This is a genomic window from Clostridium sp. CM042 (assembly GCF_055080995.1).
Genome location: NZ_CM143646.1, coordinates 2,478,941 through 2,498,112 on the forward strand (window position 1 = coordinate 2,478,941; position 19,172 = coordinate 2,498,112).

The following is a 19,172-nucleotide window of genomic DNA, read 5'->3' on the forward strand; positions in this document are numbered from 1 at the left end:
TACCCTCCTATCCTAAAAATGTAGTTCTTTCATCATCAGTAGCAAGTTTAACCGAAGTACTTGCAATAGGTTCAAATACATTCCTTATCTCATCTGAATATTCAGATGGAGCAAATGTCATAATAATCTGCTTATTCTTACTCACATCTTTTAATACATTTGCAAAATTACATCTATTTACATCTGAAACTCTGGATACAGGAGTATCTATAAACAGCATAGAATTAAAACCAGAAACATTCTGCAATGCCAAAGTATAAGATAATGCTAGAAGAGCTCTTTCAGCTGCACTACAAGATCCAACACATTTATATCCATCAACATGAACTAAGTCTAATTTATATGAATCATCCAATTCGATATGATCATATGTATTTTTTTTCCATATTAACGATTTAAAAATTGTCATTGTTTCTACTCTAATATTTTCTCTTACTTCTGACATCATTTCTTGTTCAATTTCTTTAACTATTCCTTTACCTTTATAGGCCGTTTCTAAAAGTACCTTGATTTTTTTGCATTCCTCTTTTTGATTTATCGCTTTATTTAATTTGTCTTCTGCTTGTTTACAATTCTCTAATTTTTTATTGTATTGTTCTTCATATACACCTATTTTTCTCATATTATTTTTAACTAGAACCTCATGTTCAATGCGCTCTCTATGCGCCCTTGATATCTCCACTTTATCTGAAAAACCTTTTAGGTAACTATCTAGCTCGTCTACCTCAATCCTTAATTTGATTATTTCACTTTCTTTGTTTTTCTTCTTTTTTAATATCTTGTCCTTTTTTTCAGGATAGCATTTTATTTCATCAATTTTCTTTTCTAAATCACTCTTAATTGACATTAATAAATTTGATAATTCTGATGATACATTTATTTGGTCTATTAATGTTTGTACCTCTTCTTCTTCAAATTCATTCAAAGGATGTTTACATACAAGACACTGATGAATTTTAATCATATGACTTAGGTAATTTCTGTCGATATTAGGTGGTAATGCTCCCGACTCTTCCTTCTCCTTTATCATATCTAAAGTCGATTTAATATATGGATAAAATGCAAATAAGGTTTTATAATCTCGAATAAAGGATAACAATTCTTTATCTATTTCTCCAAGTTCAATTTCTTTTAAATCTATAGTATTTTTTAACTTTTCATAACGTTCTTCTTTCTCAGGTATATCCTCTTGGCCCTTTAAAAATTCACTATTCCTTTTAATGATTTTTTCAGATATATCATTTTGCTCCTCTACTTTTCCTATGTCTTTTAATAAGTTATCTATACCTAATTGTATATTTTGTTTATCATAAGTCAATTTAGCAATATCCGGATTTAAGCTTCCGGCCTCTCTTTCTTTTTCTACAATAATAACATCTAATCGCTCCTTTATACTCGTAAGCAATTGTACCTGTGAAATTGTGTGAATTGAATCTTTAATCTTTTTGCCTTGCTCATTTATAAAATATTGGTATAAATGTTCTCCATCAAAGAAAAAGTATTCTCTTATCTTCTCAGGCATATACATTGTTACATATTCTTTAGCTTGATCACCTTCATATATTATTGTATTAACATTTTCATTTTGACCCATTACTATAACACAAAACTCATCTCGGTAACCAAAATTAGTTTTAGATAAATACTTTTGTTTTCTTTCATAAATAATTACTTTATTATCGTCTCTAGCCGTAATTTGGACCTGGATATCACAATACTCTTTCCCTCCAATATTTGATTCTTTTAGTGTGTCAATATTAATTCTAGGTAATGACTGTGATTCTATTCCCAAATGGGGTTCCTTTCCATACAAACACCATGTAATAGCATTTAATAAATTTGTTTTTCCCATTCCATTTGTCCCCTCAATAACATGTAGGTCACACTCTTTTTTTCTTGGAAATTCAATTTCTAAGTTTTTATACTGTCTAAAATTATGAATGACAATTGATTCTATACGCACTTCTATTCTACCTCCTTGCAGTATTTTTCAAGTTGCATATTATATTCTTGCTTATAGCGCGCAATTCCCTTGTTTTCCACTTGCAAAAGTGATATTAAAAATTTTTTTATGTCCTCATCATCTTTTGTTTTTTCAGAAATCTTTTCTAAAATCTTTTTATTTAGACCCATTGTCTCAACCTCCTCAAAATATTCTCAGTGCTATCCAAAACTTGCGCATTATTGATTGCATTACTACCAATATCCCTTATCCTTACCATTTCTTTTTCAAATACCTTTTTTTCAAATTTTATTAACTCTAAGTTATGTACTCTGTCAATACTTGGGCAAACAACCAAATCATATATATTTGCTCTATTTTTATCTTCTGATTGTCTAATAACTCTTCCAATTCTTTGAATAAATTCTCTAGGATTGCTACTGCTTCCCATTATAATTGCTGTTGATGCACTTGGTATATCAATTCCTTCGTCTAAACACTTGATTGCAACCAAAACCTGATATTTTCCTTCTTTAAATTTATCAATAATATATTGCCGTTCAGATTTTCCAAAATATTGTTTTCTACGAACAGTTCCTTGTTGTTGTGTAAACTTATGTGCACGAATTTTTTTTTGTTGAAGGATTTCCATTACCATATCTATTTGTTCATCAGTAACAAAAATAATTGTATCTTTTATATCAACAATTTCAGACAATATAACAACTAGTCTCATAATCTTATCTTTCGCATTTTTAATTATATTCGCTCTTTGAAACAGTAACGATTCGAATTGGTTCTTGTACTCTTCTTTAATGCCTTGACACTGGCTCAATCGTCTAATCTTGTTTGATAAACTCTGATATTTTTCAAGCTCTTCTTCTGAAAGTTTAACAAATTGTGGATAGTAATTATAGTTCACCAAAAACGTCTTTCCTGTTAATGGATTAATTGTCTCTAATGCATCTGCAATAGTAAATTCGAAGCAATTACTTCCGAAATATTCTTCTATTATTCGACTTCCAGTTTCATCAAACCAACGACTTGGTGTAGCACTCAATCCAATCCTATATGTATATCTATTTAATAACCCATTTTTTGCTTCATATGCACCTAATCCATGTGCTTCATCTCCAATGAAAAGTAAGGGTATTTCACTGTTAATTGAATTTGCTAAGTTATCAAATTTATATTTACTTCCAGTTTTATGGGTTGTATAAACAATCAAAGTATTAATATATCCAATTGAGACCTTTAACGCTTGCTCCTTAAATTGAATTGGCCATTTTCTATTTGTACCATCAGCTATGATACTGTAATCAAACATATATCCCAATTTTTCAATTTCATCTTTCCATTGTAATGATAATGTTCCTTGTGGACAAGAAACAATAACTACTAATTTACTATGTATTTTTAGTGTATCATCTATGCAACCTATCGCAGTCCTAGTTTTTCCTGTTCCAGTTGCCATTTGAAAAAGCAAACTTCGGTTATTTTCCTTCCACATTTTAATAGCATCCCTTTGATAAAAAAACAAGCCAAGTGGATTTTTTTCATGCTTTAGTTCTAAATATTCTCTATACTTTTTAACAATTAAATTTTCTAATTCAAATTTATCTCCATATTCTATTAACTTATCTCTTACAGCTTGAGATAGATCCATAATAGTAACATTTTCCCTATTGTTATTCCAAAAGTCATCAAACTTATTTTTATCACTTTGGAAATACTCTTTTTGACCTGGGACCCATGCTTTGAATACTTTAAACTCTTCAATATTGCTTAGCCATCCGGAAGCTGATTCATTAATTGATCCACTAAATGAAATTTCATTACCATCGATATCTTTTAATACCCCTACCTTCTGGTGAAAAATACCCTTTCTTTCAATTTCATTGTAAGTAGATAATTTTGCCTTCTCATACACTACAGCTATTTTAATTTCCAACATATTATGTGCCAACAGCCAGCCCAATGCCCATATATGATCCCGTTCAAATTTATCTTCAATTTCTTCCAATTCCTTAATATACAAATCATCTAAATAGCATCCTGAAGTTTCCGACAAATTCTCTAAAGCATTCACATCATCCTTATTTAGTCTTGGGCAAGCAATTAACCTCACCTTTCCGTTATTTTTCACTAACCCAGCTATCCCTCTCGCGGCAATCGCTAAGCTAGAAGACGAAAAAAAACCAGCTATGCGATCATATGAAACCGCATTTTCTAAAACGGGTACATAAAAATCCTCAACAAGGTTGTCCTTACCCGTTTCATAGCTAGATTTTATTTCAATATTTATATAGCTCATAATCTCACACCATTTCCTTAAGGTATTATGGTATATTCATCTAATTTTTCAATAGATTTCTGAGCTAATTGTATCACACTTTCTACGTTTGATCTTCTCCTATTTTGAGTTTTTTCAGATAATATGGCAATGTATTCATTAATATCAATTTTTTTGTTCTCTGCCTCAATAAACGCCCTATGAACAACTGGAATTCTAAAGGCTAATCTTTTAGCAATTTCTAGTTGTTCTTCCTTGCTATAGGTTGCATATATTTTTCCTAATTCTGATGCAAACACTTTAACATTTCCTCTTCCTCCTGTAATTTGGACTAAATCTAAAAGCGTAGCCAACTTAGCATGATTTTCTCCATATTTAATATCCGCGCCCTTTTTCTTATCTCTTGATCCAGTCAAATAGAAGCCTAAATCTTCTAGTCCAATACCTATATTTCCAGCATTCAAAACTGTCTTTATTGTATTAAATATTGCATTATCTATATCACTAAATTGTGGTATATTACTAGCATCAATTTTTTCAAGATCATTACAATTTTTAATAGCATCTATAATTTCTTTTCCATCAGTATTTAGTAATGTATTGCATACATATTTTGAATATTTTTCAGTATTTATACATAACGAATTTTCATAGCATCCGCACTGCAAATCAATTTCCTTTGTAAAATATAATTGCAAAAATAATTTTTTATCTACTTTTCCTGTTACAATATCTTCCCACGTTTTATTATTCTGATTACACCACCTACAAGAGGTTTTATTGGCAAATCTTCTTCCATATCCATACTGATTCTTGTAAATATTTTCGTTCTCAAATTTTAAATCAAAATATTCTTCCGCTATCTCAGGGAAACTTGCCTCAAAGTCAACCATAGATTGGTATGCAGCGCAATTTGTATCCGGGTTTGAATGATACTCCTGATTTGCTTCGCAAAATCCCCTAAATGATTTCTTTTTAAAAAAATTCGGTTGATTGCACCATCTGGCAAGTTGAACATACATTCCTCTAAACTCGCTACTTTTATATGCTTCATAGCGCATGATATATGGTAATGAGCCATACTTCATTAATATTTTAATTCTTTCGAAAACCGTTTTAATATCCTTTTCATCTTGAGAATCGTACCCACTAATTACATACATTTTGCATATTTTTGATGAATATCTTTTCCATAATTGCACCTTGTCTATAATAAGATCTCTATCTTGAATATGGTCAAAAGCAAAAATAAAATCACCTTGGTACTTTGCATTAACAAATCTTTTTGCCTTCTTATCATTCATCAAACGCAAATCAATGCCTTGTCTGAACTGAAAATGTTTACCTGTTGCTTCTATATCATCTAAAATATTTTCCCAATTAGGGAATGCCAATATGTTATCATCCCAAAGATATATGTATGGTTTTGAGTTATCTAAGAATTCAGCAATTGGCGAATGTTTATGGACTCGGTCATATTTTTTATTTACACAAAAGGAGCATTTTCTAAAACAGCCTCTTGTTGTAAATCCAATAGAATAATCTAAATAATCAGCATAGTGCTGTCTACTCTTTCCCTTTTTCAATTGCTCATCGATAAACTCTTTATACAAATCATAATAAGGCATATAATGCTCAATTTCCTCATCTAAGTTCTTTCCACCATCCTCGAAAAAACCTGTACCTCCATATTCCACATGAGGTTTTTCTAATACCCATTCAGGAACCTCTGTAAATGAAAAGACTTTTGAGATAAATACCTTATCATAGTTATCTACCTCAAGATAGTCTTTGTATATTAATTTAACTTCATTACTATTATCTCTATAAAACCCAGCAATTTTCATAAGTGCAAGGTTTGGATGTTTAGTCCCGTTATCCATTAAATCCGCATCTATTAATCCTATTTTCATTTTGCACTCTCCATCTTGTAAAATATGATCGAATTAATATTCGATCATCCTTATTATATACCATTCGATTTAAACTTTCTTGTAAATTTTTCTTATAAATATTATTTTTTATTTATTTTTTGTAAAACTTCATCTATAGGAGGCTCTGACTAAGTCATTTATTATCACCATCGAGGTTTTATTGGTTTCTGTGAAGACGAGGTCCATCATACCACACCCCTTATTGAAGTTTCTATTACATTATTACATTCATATAAACTTTATACCCCTGCTATGCTACCCTATTCTATCTACCTATGCTAATACCTTATACAATGTAAATCTGCAATACCTACACTTATACAATTAACATAGTTACATCTTTAACTATGTTAATTATATGGCTTCCTTGATACCTATAGACCCTTTAACTCCTGTTGTTTTATATGCTTAACCTTAATACAAAATAAAAAAAGAAATCTTATGCTCTCATCCATATTTCATATCCTTTTATATGTATATATATTGTTGCTCTACTAATATTCAATAGTTTTGCGAACTCTACCCATGTATTTTCCGCTGCTTACTTTCTATATATTTTTTTTATAAGTTTTTTTAGGACTTTTATCTATAAATTTTTTTTGTAGACTTTTTTCTTCCCCATACTCCCTACTTTATTTATATAGAACACACCTCTACCCCGTTCTCCGAGGTTTTTTTCTTTCTGTCTCTTCGTTTTAAAGATTTCTCCTATAGAATAAACGTGACACATGTATTAATCCATACCGTTCCATCAACTACCCCCTCTATTGTCCAAGAACTTCACATAAAAAAAGAAGGCCTAGTTGCCCTCTCCATGCTTAGTTAAATTTCAGTTAAATTTAATACAATTCAATTCTCTTGACTCCACCGTTGCTTGTATAATAGACCATAACCATCTTTAAAGTAAATTTAAATTACTATATCATGACCAGATTCTCTAAACTTGCTATATCCAATATATGCTCTATAAATTACTATTCTTATTTAATGAACTTTGAACTTTACCGAATACTATTTTATTAATTATTATTGGTTGACTACCCACTTTCTTTATGTCTCCATGTGTGAGCATTCCTTTGTAAAAGTCATTACTTAATATATCTTTTATACTTTGTTTGCTGAAGCTCTTGCCCCTACTTGTTGTATATTCCTCAGCTCTTAGGACTTAAATGGACAGATATTGACTTGATAGAAATGGAACTCACAGTTAGAATAGCCTTAAAAAGGGTTTCTATCATAGATTTAAAATCAGGTACAAAAGTTGAATGTCCTAAAACCTAAATTATTGAACAATTTCCTAAAACAGAATACAGTGCTAGAATAGTACCTATACCATCAAATATAATCAAAGAAGTTAAGAGACATAAAATGATGCAGAATAAAGAAAGTTTAGAAGCTAAAGATTTGTATGTAAATAGCGATTTTGTATTTCCTAATGAAATTGGAGAAGCTACTGATGAAAGAAGTTTAACAAGAAGTTATGAAAGGATTCTTAAACGTGCTGGAATTGAACATAAAAAATTTCACTGTCTTAGACACACCTTTGCTACAAGGCTATTTGGAAGGGAAGTACCTCTGAAAACTGTATCTATTTTACTTGGTCATTCTGATATTAAAATAACTGCTGATATATATACTCATGTAATGCCTAGTGAAAAAATTAAAGCAGTAGACAAATTAAATGATTTATTTGTATTATAGTTTAAATGTTTATTTTCTTTTTCTTCACTTCTTATCATATTATTTGTTATACTAATTTATATTTTTCCTTGTGGGTTGTGTTACGGTTGTGTTATTTCCAATAAAAAAAGCCCTCATATAACTATGAGAACCTTACAAAATGGTGCGTCGGACAGGAGTCGAACCTGCGACCAACTGGTTCGTAGCCAGCTACTCTATCCAACTGAGCTACCAACGCATATATATCATTATTATATTAACATATTATATATAAATAGTAAAGATTTATTTATATATTACTATTTACAAAATCTTCTCTAAGAATTCCCATAATAATTACATCCCTATAATCTCCATAGGAAAAGCAAGTCTTTCTCTTCTTTCCTTCTTCTATAAACCCACATTTTTTATAACATTGAATTGCTCTTAAATTAAAATCTAGTACTTCGAGCTCTACTCTATGTGCAGCAATATCCATGAATAAATATTTCAACAAAACATTTATAGAATCTTGCCCATATCCTCTATTCCAAAAGTTTTGACCTAGAGTTATACCTAATACATATACATTCTTACTTTCATTAATTTCTCTAAACGTTATATATCCTACAACTACTCCTTTTCCATTTATAATGCTAAGATATTTCTTATCAAGATTAATAAATTTATTAAAATTATTTAATATATCCTCTTTAGATGGAGGTAATCTAAAATTACCATCAAGTCTTCTAACCTCTTCATCAGCCCAAATATCATAAAATATATTCAAATCTCTTCTCTCTACACATCTCAATAATATTTTATTACCTTTTAACATCTTTTAGCCTTCTTTATTATTTTAATACTATAATTATACCTTTTATTTAGCTTTAATTCAATAAATAAATAACTTATTTTGTAATTTAAAAATCTAGTTATTTATATGATAAATTAAAAAAAGTATCTAACAATTGTTAGATACTTTTGGTGGAGAAAGAGGGATTTGAACCCTCGCACCAGTTGCCCAGTCTATACCCTTAGCAGGGGCACCTCTTTAGCCACTTGAGTATTTCTCCATGGCTTAATTTTATGTCGTTAAAAAATGGTGGAGGAAGTGGGATTCGAACCCACGGTACGCTTTCACGTACGTCGGTTTTCAAGACCGGTGCCTTAAGCCAACTCGACCATCCCTCCATATCTTAACGACAAGGTTTATTATATCAGCATGTTTATATCATGTCAATATCTTTTTTAAAACATTGACCGCAATAATATATTATGTGAAAATAAAAAACATCTAACAAATGTTAGATGTTGCTGGTGGAGAAAGAGGGATTTGAACCCTCGCACCAGTTTCCCAGTCTATACCCTTAGCAGGGGCACCTCTTTAGCCACTTGAGTATTTCTCCAAGCTTAATTTTATGTCGTTAAAAAATGGTGGAGGAAGTGGGATTCGAACCCACGGTACGCTTTCACGTACGTCGGTTTTCAAGACCGGTGCCTTAAACCAACTCGACCATCCCTCCATATCTTAACGACAAGGTTCATTATATCAGCATAAACATCGTCTGTCAACATATTTATATTTCATGTCATTAATTTCATTTCATAATACTATAATAAATAAACAACTTAATATTAAATCATCTCCTGCGGAGCTGAAATATTAACGACTTCAGAAGGAGATTTATACTCCCACTTATAGAAGCGGGAGACTTTCCTTCTGAAATGTCGTTAAATACTTAAGTTGCTCATTTATTATTATAATATAAATTAATAATTTAAGTACTTATTTTGAAATTAATGTTTTTTCTCCCATATACTTCACTAAAACATTTGGAATAGCTACTGATCCATCTTCATTCTGGTAGTTTTCAAGTACTGCAGCTAATGCTCTTCCAATAGCTACGCCCGATCCATTTAGTGTATGAATATAATTAGCTTTATCCTTTTTATCATCCTTATACTTAATGTTGGCACGCCTTGCTTGGAAATCCTCGAAATTACTACAGCTTGATATTTCAACATATTTGTTGTAGCTTGGCATCCAAACCTCAATATCATATTTAAATGATGCTGTAAACCCTAAATCACCTTTACATATTTTAACTATTCTATAAGGTAATTCAAGTCCTTGCAATACTGATTCTGCATCCATAAGTAACTTTTCAAGCTCTGCATATGAATCCTCAGGTTTTGTGAATTTAAGAAGTTCTACTTTATTAAATTGATGTTGCCTTATAAGTCCTCTGCTATCCCTTCCTGCTGAACCTGCTTCTTGTCTAAAACAAGCACTATACGCAACATGCTTTATAGGAAGATCTTGACCATTTAATATCTCATCTCTATAAATATTTGTAACCGGTACTTCTGCTGTCGGTATTAAGAAATAGTCCGTATTAGCCACTTTAAAAGCATCTTCTTCAAACTTAGGTAATTGACCCGTACCAATCATACTTTGTCTATTAACCATATATGGAGGCAATATTTCTGTATACCCATTGTTATCCACATGGAGATCTAAAAAATAACTTATTAGTGCTCTTTCAAGTCTTGCTCCGAGGCCTTTATACACTGTAAATCTTGAACCTGTAACCTTTGCTCCTCTTTCAAAATCTAAAATATCATTGTCTGTTCCCAAATCCCAATGGGCTTTAGCTGCATAGCTGAAATTTTTAGGCTCTCCCCATTTTTTCACCTCAACATTGTCTTCCTCAGTATCTCCTTCTGGCACATTTACACTTGGAATATTTGGAATACTTAACATAATGTTTTTAATTTTTTCATTTACTTCATATAGCTGAATATCTAAATTTTTAATTTCATCTGAAAGTTTTTTCATTTTATTCATAATTTCTTCTACGTTTTCTCCACTTTTTTTAAGCTTTGGTATAAGTGCAGATTGAGTGTTTCTATTATTTTTTAATTCTTCAACCTCAACTAATATATCCCTTCTTGCCTTATCAAGAGATACGACTTCATCAATTACTGATAAATCAAAATTTTCCCCTCTATTTTTCATCAACTCTTTTATTTCTTCTGGATTATTTCTTATTCTTTTTAAATCTAACATAACTATTCCTCCTTAAATATTATTAACTATTTAGTCTTCTGAAATCTTAATTAAATATTTCTTTCGATATTCTTTGTGCAAATAATATCAACTCCGGTATTAAGTACATTTTTACATACTATATCACCTATTTTTATAGGAGGACCTACATGTATTCTGCTTAATGCTTTTGAGCATTCAATCCATAACCTCTTACTAATAGGTTTACTACTTTTTACTGGAACTACATTTCGTAATTTAGATCCTTTTATTCTAACTAAAGTTGTTAATATTGCTTTATTTTCATTAAAATTGCAGTCAGTTTCTTCTATCAAATAAAGTCACCTCCTACATACTATTAAACTCTTTTATTCTATATAATACAATATTAGAATTTTTTGAGTCCTTAACTATCTCTGTCATTTTTTTATTGGTTTCTCTTGCTAAAATAGAAACAATTTTGTTTAAACAATGTGATCCTTGGCAATTTCCAAATGAAGCACCAGTTCTTCTTTTTACTCCTTCTACTGTTCGAGCACCTAAAGGTCTCCTTATAGCATCCACTATTTCACCTTCAGTTACTTTTTCACATCCACATATTACATTACCATATTTTTCATCTATTTTAATAATACTTTTTCTTTCCTCATCACACAATTCTCTAAACTTATAGTACTCTCGCCTTTTATCATTGAAATCTTTTTTGAGCTTGCATTCCATCTTGTTCACTACACTCTCACATACAATGCTTGCTATAGCAGGTGTCATAGTAACCTGACCGTAGTGCTTTCCTTTAATCTGAATTAGTCCATCATCTATACCACTATCATCAATTATCATAGTCTCTTCGAAAAAAGGCCATTCTAAAAACATTTTAACATCCATATCATGTAGACCATTTGTTATCTTAGATACCCTATTTACTATTTCATCATAACTGACATTCTTTCTTGTATTAAAAGCAGCTGCAGTATCCCCCTCCATGGTTGGAATTGTATACATCCTTTCGCCTTTAACATTAATCATAAATAATGCATGCGAAAACCTTGCTTTTTTATCATTGTCTAAAAGTATATACTTTGATATTCTTTCACTATTATTTACATAAAGTTTTTTTTCATTTACTATACTGTAATTTTCTGAAGGAGTTGTATTTATTACCATTTTGCAAGTGAATTTATTTTTATTAGTAACAACTCTAAAACCTTTTGATATTTCTTGAATATCTATTACTTCTTCTTCTAATTTAAATTTTACACCATTATCAAATGCCACTTCGCCATAAGATAATGCTAAATCAAACGGACAAATTACACCCGTATTTTTAGAATATAATGCTTTTTTAACATCTACATTTAAATTTTGTTCCATTTCATATATGTATTCTGGTTCTAAAATCAATACGTCCTTCGTGCCTCGCTCTATTGCTCTATTATATATTTTTTTGATTATTTCAACTTCTTCATCAGTTTGAGCAATTATTAAAGAACCGCACCTCTTAAATGGAACATTAAATTTAGCACTTATAGTATCCATCATTTTATTACCCATACGTTCAAGCTTTGCAGTTAAAGTATCTTCACTTTCGACACCATCATATACCATAGCAGTGTTTATTAATGCTACATCATCAGCTATATCATAGTCTTTTTCAATAACGGCTATATTAAGATTATATTTTGAGATTTCATAAGCAACTGCACATCCAATTATTCCTCCGCCCAAAATAAGTACATCATAGTCCATAGTAACCCTCCACCATAAAACAAAACTATTTTAATTTACATTATTATTATATCCTTTTTTTTAAACATATGACTCAATATGTTTAATTTTTTTTCTGATTTTACTAAAAAAAAGAAGAACAGTCATCCATTCTTCTCTTGGCCCGCATTTTAGACGTAATTATCATCATTTTGTAGATTTTTAATCTCTCGTACTATAATAAAAAAACATTTTCTTTAAACTTTCTTTATTTATAGGCTTATTTAAAATGAAATCAACATTATTCATTTCTTGACCTTCAAACGATCCCACCCAACCTGTCATTAAGCAAAAATATGTCTGATTGTTTATTTGTTTAACTTTTTCTGCAACTTGAAATCCATTAATACTCGGCATATTAAAATCACATACAATTATATCATATTTTCTCCTTTTTAACTCTGAATCTAAATTTTCACATCCACATGCCTTTATTTTACATTTAACAATTGACTTTATCATACTAGCAACAACATTCCTTATTTGATCCTGATCATCGATAACAAGAATATTCCCTTCAAAATCAATTACATCCCTTAATCCTACATCATCATTTTTAGTTATTTTTTCACATAGAGGTAATTTGATAATAAAAGAAGTTCCTACATTTTCTTCGCTTTCAATTTCCATGCTCCCTTTATGTGAAAGTATTATATTATAAGAAATACTTAATCCAAGCCCCGAACCATTGTTACCTTTTGTTGTAAAAAACGGTTCAAATATCCTCTTCTGAATCTCTTTTTTCATTCCCATTCCATTATCTCTTATTTCTATAATAGCCCTATTAGCTTTATTTTTAGTAATAATCTCTATTTTACCACCTTTTGGCATAGCATCTATAGCATTTGCTATTATATTTATAAATACCTCTCTTATTTCTGTTATATTTCCTTGCACTGTCTCATTAGATTTTAACGATTTAATTATATTTATTTTTATTCCTTTAAAATTGCTTCCTGTTAGCCATTTACTTTTCGTTAAATCTATTGCATCTGAAATTACATTATCTACGCTAAAGATTTCAAAATCATTATCATTATCATTACATTTTCGGGTTAATCTTTTAACCTTATTGGTAATATTCATTCCATCATACGCACATATTTCTATAATGCTAATTAACTTCAAATTTTCTTTTTCCTTAGTTGTATCCTTTAAAAGTTGAACAGATCCTACAATTGGTGTAAGTATATTATTTATATCATGAGTTATTCCCGCAGCCATTTCTCCCATAGCCCTTAATTTTTCGTTTTGTATTAGTCTATTTCTCATATCAGAAAATCTTTTTTGATCCTGAATTAAATAAAATGCAGTTTTACATATTGATTTTAAATGTTCTATGTTATTTTTAGATAACTCTATATTGTTTTTATATCTTCCTATACATATTACACCTTTAGAACTATCATAATATTCTACATTAATAGCCATATAACTTACTATGCCTAATAACTTAAATTTTTCTACTAATTTTTGGTCGTCTATTTCACTTAAATTTAAAACTGCATCTCCATTACTATTTAATACAATTTCATTAAAGTTATTAATGTAATGAATTGTTTTTGTATCCTTAATCAAATAGTATTTATGTTTTTTAGTGATCCCATAATAATTACCCATGTTTATTGTATTTTCTTGTTCTTTAACTGAATTATGTAAAATACAAAAATCTACATCACATACATCTTTAATTTTATTCATTACGATTTCTCTGAATTCATTCTCATCTGTGTTTTTGGGTATATTTGAAAAAATATCATTAAATAAAACTAAATTCTTATTCTGATATTTTAGTTGTGAATTAGACTGAAGCATCCAAATTGCTTTTTCTATTTCATTTTTATTTTTAAATTCCATTTCTTTATTTCTATCTATAATAATCAACGTTTGAAATAAATTACTAAACCTATGTAATTCATTAAAGCTATATACATTATTGTCAATGTAAACCATATTAGAGATATTATCTTTTGAACACTCTATTATTTTTTGAACACATTTAATTAAAACATCTACTTTGCCAACTCTTCTAATTACATTTTTAAAATCCCATATTATTCTCAATTTTTGTTTAACAACAAAAATAATATCAATAATATCTAAAAACTCTTTATAGTCATAATCAAAAGCAGCAATATTATACGTTTTTATTTTAAGACTACCTGCATTTATATTATGTCTTATGAAATCTTCATCACCATCAAAGTTTTTTTTAATATTTTTATAGGATATATCATCTGTAAAAAATATAATTTTTTCTCTGTTTATAAGAGCATCTGAAATATTTTTTATTATTACTTTCGGTAAATTATTAATATCTAAAGCATCTGTACCTATGCATAATGAATCTTTACCAGCCTTATACAAATTATTATTTGTATATTTCATAACATAACCCCCATACCCCATACCCCTCATACTCTCATATATATAAACTTATTCTACATTTTATTTCAAATTCCTTTGTTTTATATAATATTTATCTATTTTTACATAACGCAAAACAAATTATACTATAAAAGTAAGGACATATAACAAATAATATATGCCCTAAGATAACATTTTATTATAATACAATGTGACATAAATCATATTTAGATATATTTTACTTACTTATTTTATTTAATGTATCACCTAATTGTTTTATAAATATCCCATATTCAGTCCACTTACCATTTTTTTGAGCTTCCAATGCCTTATTATAAAGTTCTTTAGCAATTTTTATATTTTCCAATGATTTTTCATCTAGATTTGATTTTTCTTTAGTTTGAGATATATTATTTTTATCTGTATAATCAAATATTTTCTCAAGCGCTAACTCTATATTATCAGCTAAAACTATTTTATCACCATAAGACACTATAACCTTTTTCATCTCTGGTATGCTTTTCTCGCCTTTAGCTCTCAAATACATAGGTTCTACATAAAGCAAAGAATTTTTAATTGGTATAATTAAGGTTTCTCCAAATTGAACTTGTGAACCTTGCGTATTCCAAAGTGATAATTCTTTTGATATTATAGTATCTTGATTCATCTTTTGTTTAAATAGTACAGGACTATATACTGTTTGCTTCGGTGGAAATTTATATAAAACCATTTTTCCATAATTATCTCCATCCATCCTTGCTCCCAATAAAGATACCATGTTATCTCGCCCTTTAGTGTTGAAGTATTCAAGTAAAATCATTTCTTCTGTACTTTCATTTGGTAGTTTCATTATTACATAAGAAGCTTCATTTATTTCATTTTCACCCTCAACCTTCTCTTTGTTAGTTGCTATAGACCATACATCATCCCCATTATAAAATACTCCAGGGTCAGTTATGTGGTATTTTCCAAGTACATTACATTGTAAATTAAATAAGCCTTCTGGATATCTAAAATGTTCTTCTATACCACTAGGAACTGTCTCTGAATTCTTAAATAGTTTTGGGAATATCTTTGAATAATTATTTGCTATAGGATCCTTTTTATCAACTATATAAAATTCAGGTATTCCATCTACTGCATCAATGACAACTTTAATTGAATTTCTCATATAATTCACACCATTTTGTGGCTGTGAAAACGGATATCTATTGGAGGTTGTATATGCATCTATAATCCAATATAATCTTCCTTCGTTTATTACAATGTATGGATCACTATCATATGTTAAAAATGGAGCAATTTTTTTTACTCTTTGAACTATATTTCTATCAATTAATATTTTACTATTAGAAGTTATATCGTTGGATAATAAAAACTTAGTACTTTTTTTATTTATTGAAAACAAAATTCTATTTGCGAGGCTCATCTTTATTCCAGCTTTTCCATCGTAGTTATTAATTTGGTTTTCTCCACCCTTAGGGTAATCTAACTCTCCAATTTTTGTATTAACTATACTATAATCATTTGTACTTTCACCAAAATATATTCTAGGATTATCTATTTTTATACTTGTTTTATTTTCTAAAGGTATATTATTAATCACAAAATCCGGCTGGCCTTCACTTGTTACAGAATTTACTTTACTCATAGCCACACCGTATCCATGAGTATAAACTAGATGTCTATTTTGCCAAGTATTTGAATTATCCTTTAATGACTCTAACTCAATTTCTCTTGGTGCAATAAATACTTGATTATATTTTCCATTTATATTATATCTATCAATATCTAAATCATTAAATCTATAATAAAACCTCATATATTGAAATTGATTATAAAATTCTAATGCTGGCTTAAAAGAGTTTATTTTTATATTATCAATAGTATTGTTATTAAAATTAATGTCCTCTTTCGTTAAATCATTTTTTATTTCAAACGGAACTTCTCCTATGGTGTCTAAATTAAAAGCTTTTCTCGTATTGTCTATATTATATTGAATATATGGTTTTTCTAAAGTTTTTTCATTCGATTGAACTTGAAATTTTTGAACTACATTCGCTGTTATATTTTCCCCGACAATTAATGCAACAATCACAATAATAGATATAATCACAGGTTTTGTTTTATATTTCAGTATACTTATAACTGTAATTATAGCTGCAATTAAAGATACCACTGCTATTGTTTGATAAAATCTTAAGGTTACATGTACATCTGTATAGCTTGCTCCGAATACTATTCCTCTTGGTGAGTATACTAAGTTCCAAGCTTTTACTAAGTATCCCAGAGCTACTAGCATTAATATTAGTGAAGATACTATGGCAAGCTGCCTTCCCGCAAATTTAGTTATTCCACTTTTAAAGTTTTTAAATTTAGAAAATATATTTTCTTTATTGGAATGTAATATATGATTCTTTGCAGTTAATGTGATATATATTACTATCGTAATAATTACTAATACTACTAGCAAAGTTATGAACATTCGATATAATGACTCAATTAATGGAAGTTTGAATATAAAAAATGAAATATCTTTTTTAAATAATGGGTCTACAGTGTTAAAACTTGTAGCATTTGCGAACTGCAGTATTGTATACCAATAGTTAGAAGCAAATCTAATCGAAATTATAAAAGAGATTATAATATTTGTAACTATAATAATTTTGCGTTCTAATCTTTCTTTATTTTTATTCACTTCAACGACCTTTTTCCATCTTAAAATGCTACATTTAAATGTTTTATAATACATCCATATTGCAATATAACTCGCTATAAAAATTGGTACCATTAACTTTAAAGTTGATGTTAATTTAGTAAAATATATTGATAAATATCCTACTTCTTTAAACCACTGTATGTTTATAGCTAAATTAATTATGTTATCTAAGAAAGCTATAACTATTACTATTATTCCTATAATGATAGCTATGGTCTTTTTTCTTTTCATAAAAAATCACCTCTTATCTAATTTAAGTAATTTAGCTAAATTTGAATATTTTGTTTCAATTGCACCAACTGGACATAATTCCTGACAACAAAAACATCTAATACATTCATGCATATTCCATTTAGGATTTAATATGCCTCCTTCTAGTACCATCTCAATCACCGCTGGCTTCTCTGGACATACCTCAGAACACCTTCCACACCCTATACATTTTTCTCTGATTAGGGTTGGATTTGGTGCTATCATTTCTCTTAGAAAATTAGTTACTCCTGGGTTTATAAAATAGAAGTTACCTCCCTTCCTACAGAGCTTAAATTTTTTTGCTTTCATAGATTCTAATTCTTCACCAAGTATGTTTATATCCTTTGAAAGTACTATGCCCCATTTACTATCATATGCTTCTTTTAAAACAGGTGTATCCAAAGGATCATCGTAACCTATAAGCCTAACTGCAGTGGAATCGACAGCCGTTAAACTTTGTCCCATAATTAAAGTATTCATTTTATATGGCTGTCCACTTTTAGGTCCATTACCTTCCATGGCAATTATACCATCTAAAATAGCAAAATTAGTCCCAACAGCTGTATTTAAATCCAAAAGCATCTTGCAAAAATTATTTGCATTAGGCATTCTTGTATGCCAAGTTGCTTTTTGCGTTCCTGGTATACAACCAAATTGGTTTTTTACAGCACCTGTATAATATGCCATAGCATGTGTTTTAAGTTTTGGCAGTGATATAACAACATCTGCTTCATAAGCAGCTTTAGCAATATCCCAAGATTTACACAAAATAGAATTATCTAATTTAATATGTACCGACTCTTTAAAATCCTCAAAACTAACTCCATATTTATCAGCAACTTCCATAAGACCAGATTTTTCTGCTGCTTTTCTTGAATCTCCAAAACCAGGTGAATCACCAAAGCTAATATAACTAGAATATTCCCTAATAATTCTAATTACTGCTTCAAAAACAGCATAATGAGTTACTACTGGTGATCCTTTGCTCTCAATACTTAACATGTTAGGTTTTAAAAGTACTTTACTATTCTTTGGTATTAATTTTTTCAAAAATTGATGTCCACCTAATAATTCAAATCCCTCCCGTAACTTTTTTTCTACTAAATCAACATCATATTCCGTACATTTTAAAAGTGCAACATTTTCCATAACATTTTCTCCTTTAATAATTAAATTAATCAGAAATTAAT

General features: G+C 29.3%; 11 protein-coding genes, 5 tRNA genes and 2 pseudogenes. 1 reads left to right on the forward strand and 17 read right to left on the reverse strand.

All coding sequences use genetic code 11. The features are described from left to right. Positions 1-7: 7 nt before the first annotated feature. The 5 genes and pseudogenes from ACWJJ7_RS11740 to ACWJJ7_RS11760 form a co-directional block, all read right to left on the reverse strand. Positions 8-1,963: an AAA family ATPase gene (locus ACWJJ7_RS11740; protein WP_462962275.1), complete on the reverse strand. Its 1,956-nt coding sequence runs from the start codon at positions 1,961-1,963 to the stop codon at positions 8-10. 2 nt (positions 1,964-1,965) lie between these two features. Next, complete coding sequence (locus ACWJJ7_RS11745; RefSeq protein WP_462962276.1) at positions 1,966-2,133, reverse strand: hypothetical protein; 168 nt, start codon at positions 2,131-2,133, stop codon at positions 1,966-1,968. Then, entirely contained in the window at positions 2,124-4,256 is a 2,133-nt protein-coding gene (locus ACWJJ7_RS11750; RefSeq protein WP_462962277.1) for a helicase-related protein, read from the reverse strand. Before ACWJJ7_RS11750 ends, ACWJJ7_RS11745 begins: the two co-directional genes overlap by 10 nt. A 17-nt stretch (positions 4,257-4,273) precedes the next feature. Beyond that, the gene (locus tag ACWJJ7_RS11755; protein WP_462962278.1) at positions 4,274-6,148 is read right to left on the reverse strand and encodes a radical SAM protein; all 1,875 of its coding nucleotides are present in this window, start codon (positions 6,146-6,148) and stop codon (positions 4,274-4,276) included. A gap of 985 nt (positions 6,149-7,133) precedes the next feature. Next, positions 7,134-7,319, reverse strand: a pseudogene (locus tag ACWJJ7_RS11760) (recombinase family protein); the annotation flags it as partial. Positions 7,320-7,498: 179 nt separating this feature from the next. On the opposite strand from ACWJJ7_RS11760, the gene ACWJJ7_RS11765 reads away from it, so the two are divergent. Next, a complete protein-coding gene (locus tag ACWJJ7_RS11765) occupies positions 7,499-7,870 on the forward strand; it encodes a tyrosine-type recombinase/integrase (protein ID WP_462964985.1) in 372 nt (123 codons plus the stop codon). Positions 7,871-8,010: 140 nt separating this feature from the next. Here ACWJJ7_RS11765 and ACWJJ7_RS11770 read toward each other — a convergent pair. From ACWJJ7_RS11770 to ACWJJ7_RS11825, 12 genes and pseudogenes are all read right to left on the reverse strand, one after another. Then, positions 8,011-8,087 (reverse strand) — tRNA-Arg (locus ACWJJ7_RS11770). Positions 8,088-8,138: 51 nt separating this feature from the next. Next, a complete protein-coding gene (locus ACWJJ7_RS11775) occupies positions 8,139-8,666 on the reverse strand; it encodes a GNAT family N-acetyltransferase (RefSeq protein WP_462962279.1) in 528 nt (175 codons plus the stop codon). Positions 8,667-8,813: 147 nt separating this feature from the next. Further along, positions 8,814-8,904, reverse strand: a tRNA-Ser gene (locus ACWJJ7_RS11780). A gap of 27 nt (positions 8,905-8,931) precedes the next feature. Further along, a tRNA-Ser gene (locus ACWJJ7_RS11785) sits at positions 8,932-9,022 on the reverse strand. Between the two features lie 124 nt (positions 9,023-9,146). Further along, positions 9,147-9,237: transfer RNA gene (locus tag ACWJJ7_RS11790), tRNA-Ser, on the reverse strand. A 26-nt stretch (positions 9,238-9,263) separates the two neighbouring features. After that, positions 9,264-9,354: transfer RNA gene (locus tag ACWJJ7_RS11795), tRNA-Ser, on the reverse strand. Positions 9,355-9,617: 263 nt separating this feature from the next. Then, positions 9,618-10,901 (reverse strand): serine--tRNA ligase, encoded by a 1,284-nt coding sequence (gene serS / locus ACWJJ7_RS11800; protein WP_462962280.1) that lies wholly within the window; start codon positions 10,899-10,901, stop codon positions 9,618-9,620. A 50-nt stretch (positions 10,902-10,951) separates the two neighbouring features. Beyond that, positions 10,952-11,188: pseudogene (locus ACWJJ7_RS11805) on the reverse strand (DUF1667 domain-containing protein); the annotation flags it as partial. Positions 11,189-11,228: 40 nt separating this feature from the next. Beyond that, positions 11,229-12,626 carry an FAD-dependent oxidoreductase gene (locus ACWJJ7_RS11810; RefSeq protein WP_462962281.1) on the reverse strand — a complete coding sequence of 466 codons (1,398 nt, stop codon included), beginning with the start codon at positions 12,624-12,626 and terminating at the stop codon, positions 11,229-11,231. 180 nt (positions 12,627-12,806) lie between these two features. Next, positions 12,807-15,032 (reverse strand): ATP-binding protein, encoded by a 2,226-nt coding sequence (locus ACWJJ7_RS11815; RefSeq protein ID WP_462962282.1) that lies wholly within the window; start codon positions 15,030-15,032, stop codon positions 12,807-12,809. 217 nt (positions 15,033-15,249) lie between these two features. Beyond that, positions 15,250-17,961, reverse strand: a complete 2,712-nt coding sequence (locus ACWJJ7_RS11820) for a UPF0182 family protein (RefSeq protein ID WP_462962283.1) — start codon at positions 17,959-17,961, stop codon at positions 15,250-15,252. A 6-nt stretch (positions 17,962-17,967) separates the two neighbouring features. After that, positions 17,968-19,131, reverse strand: a complete 1,164-nt coding sequence (locus ACWJJ7_RS11825) for a DUF362 domain-containing protein (RefSeq protein ID WP_462962284.1) — start codon at positions 19,129-19,131, stop codon at positions 17,968-17,970. Positions 19,132-19,172: the final 41 nt, after the last annotated feature.

Coding starts and splice junctions, on each gene's coding strand:
- ACWJJ7_RS11810 (WP_462962281.1), bottom strand. CDS start 12,626: ATGGACTATGATGTACTTATTTTGGGCGGAGGAATAATTGGATGTGCA.
- ACWJJ7_RS11745 (WP_462962276.1), bottom strand. CDS start 2,133: ATGGGTCTAAATAAAAAGATTTTAGAAAAGATTTCTGAAAAAACAAAA.
- serS (WP_462962280.1), bottom strand. CDS start 10,901: ATGTTAGATTTAAAAAGAATAAGAAATAATCCAGAAGAAATAAAAGAG.
- ACWJJ7_RS11820 (WP_462962283.1), bottom strand. CDS start 17,961: ATGAAAAGAAAAAAGACCATAGCTATCATTATAGGAATAATAGTAATA.
- ACWJJ7_RS11825 (WP_462962284.1), bottom strand. CDS start 19,131: ATGGAAAATGTTGCACTTTTAAAATGTACGGAATATGATGTTGATTTA.
- ACWJJ7_RS11815 (WP_462962282.1), bottom strand. CDS start 15,032: ATGAAATATACAAATAATAATTTGTATAAGGCTGGTAAAGATTCATTA.
- ACWJJ7_RS11755 (WP_462962278.1), bottom strand. CDS start 6,148: ATGAAAATAGGATTAATAGATGCGGATTTAATGGATAACGGGACTAAA.
- ACWJJ7_RS11775 (WP_462962279.1), bottom strand. CDS start 8,666: ATGTTAAAAGGTAATAAAATATTATTGAGATGTGTAGAGAGAAGAGAT.
- ACWJJ7_RS11750 (WP_462962277.1), bottom strand. CDS start 4,256: ATGAGCTATATAAATATTGAAATAAAATCTAGCTATGAAACGGGTAAG.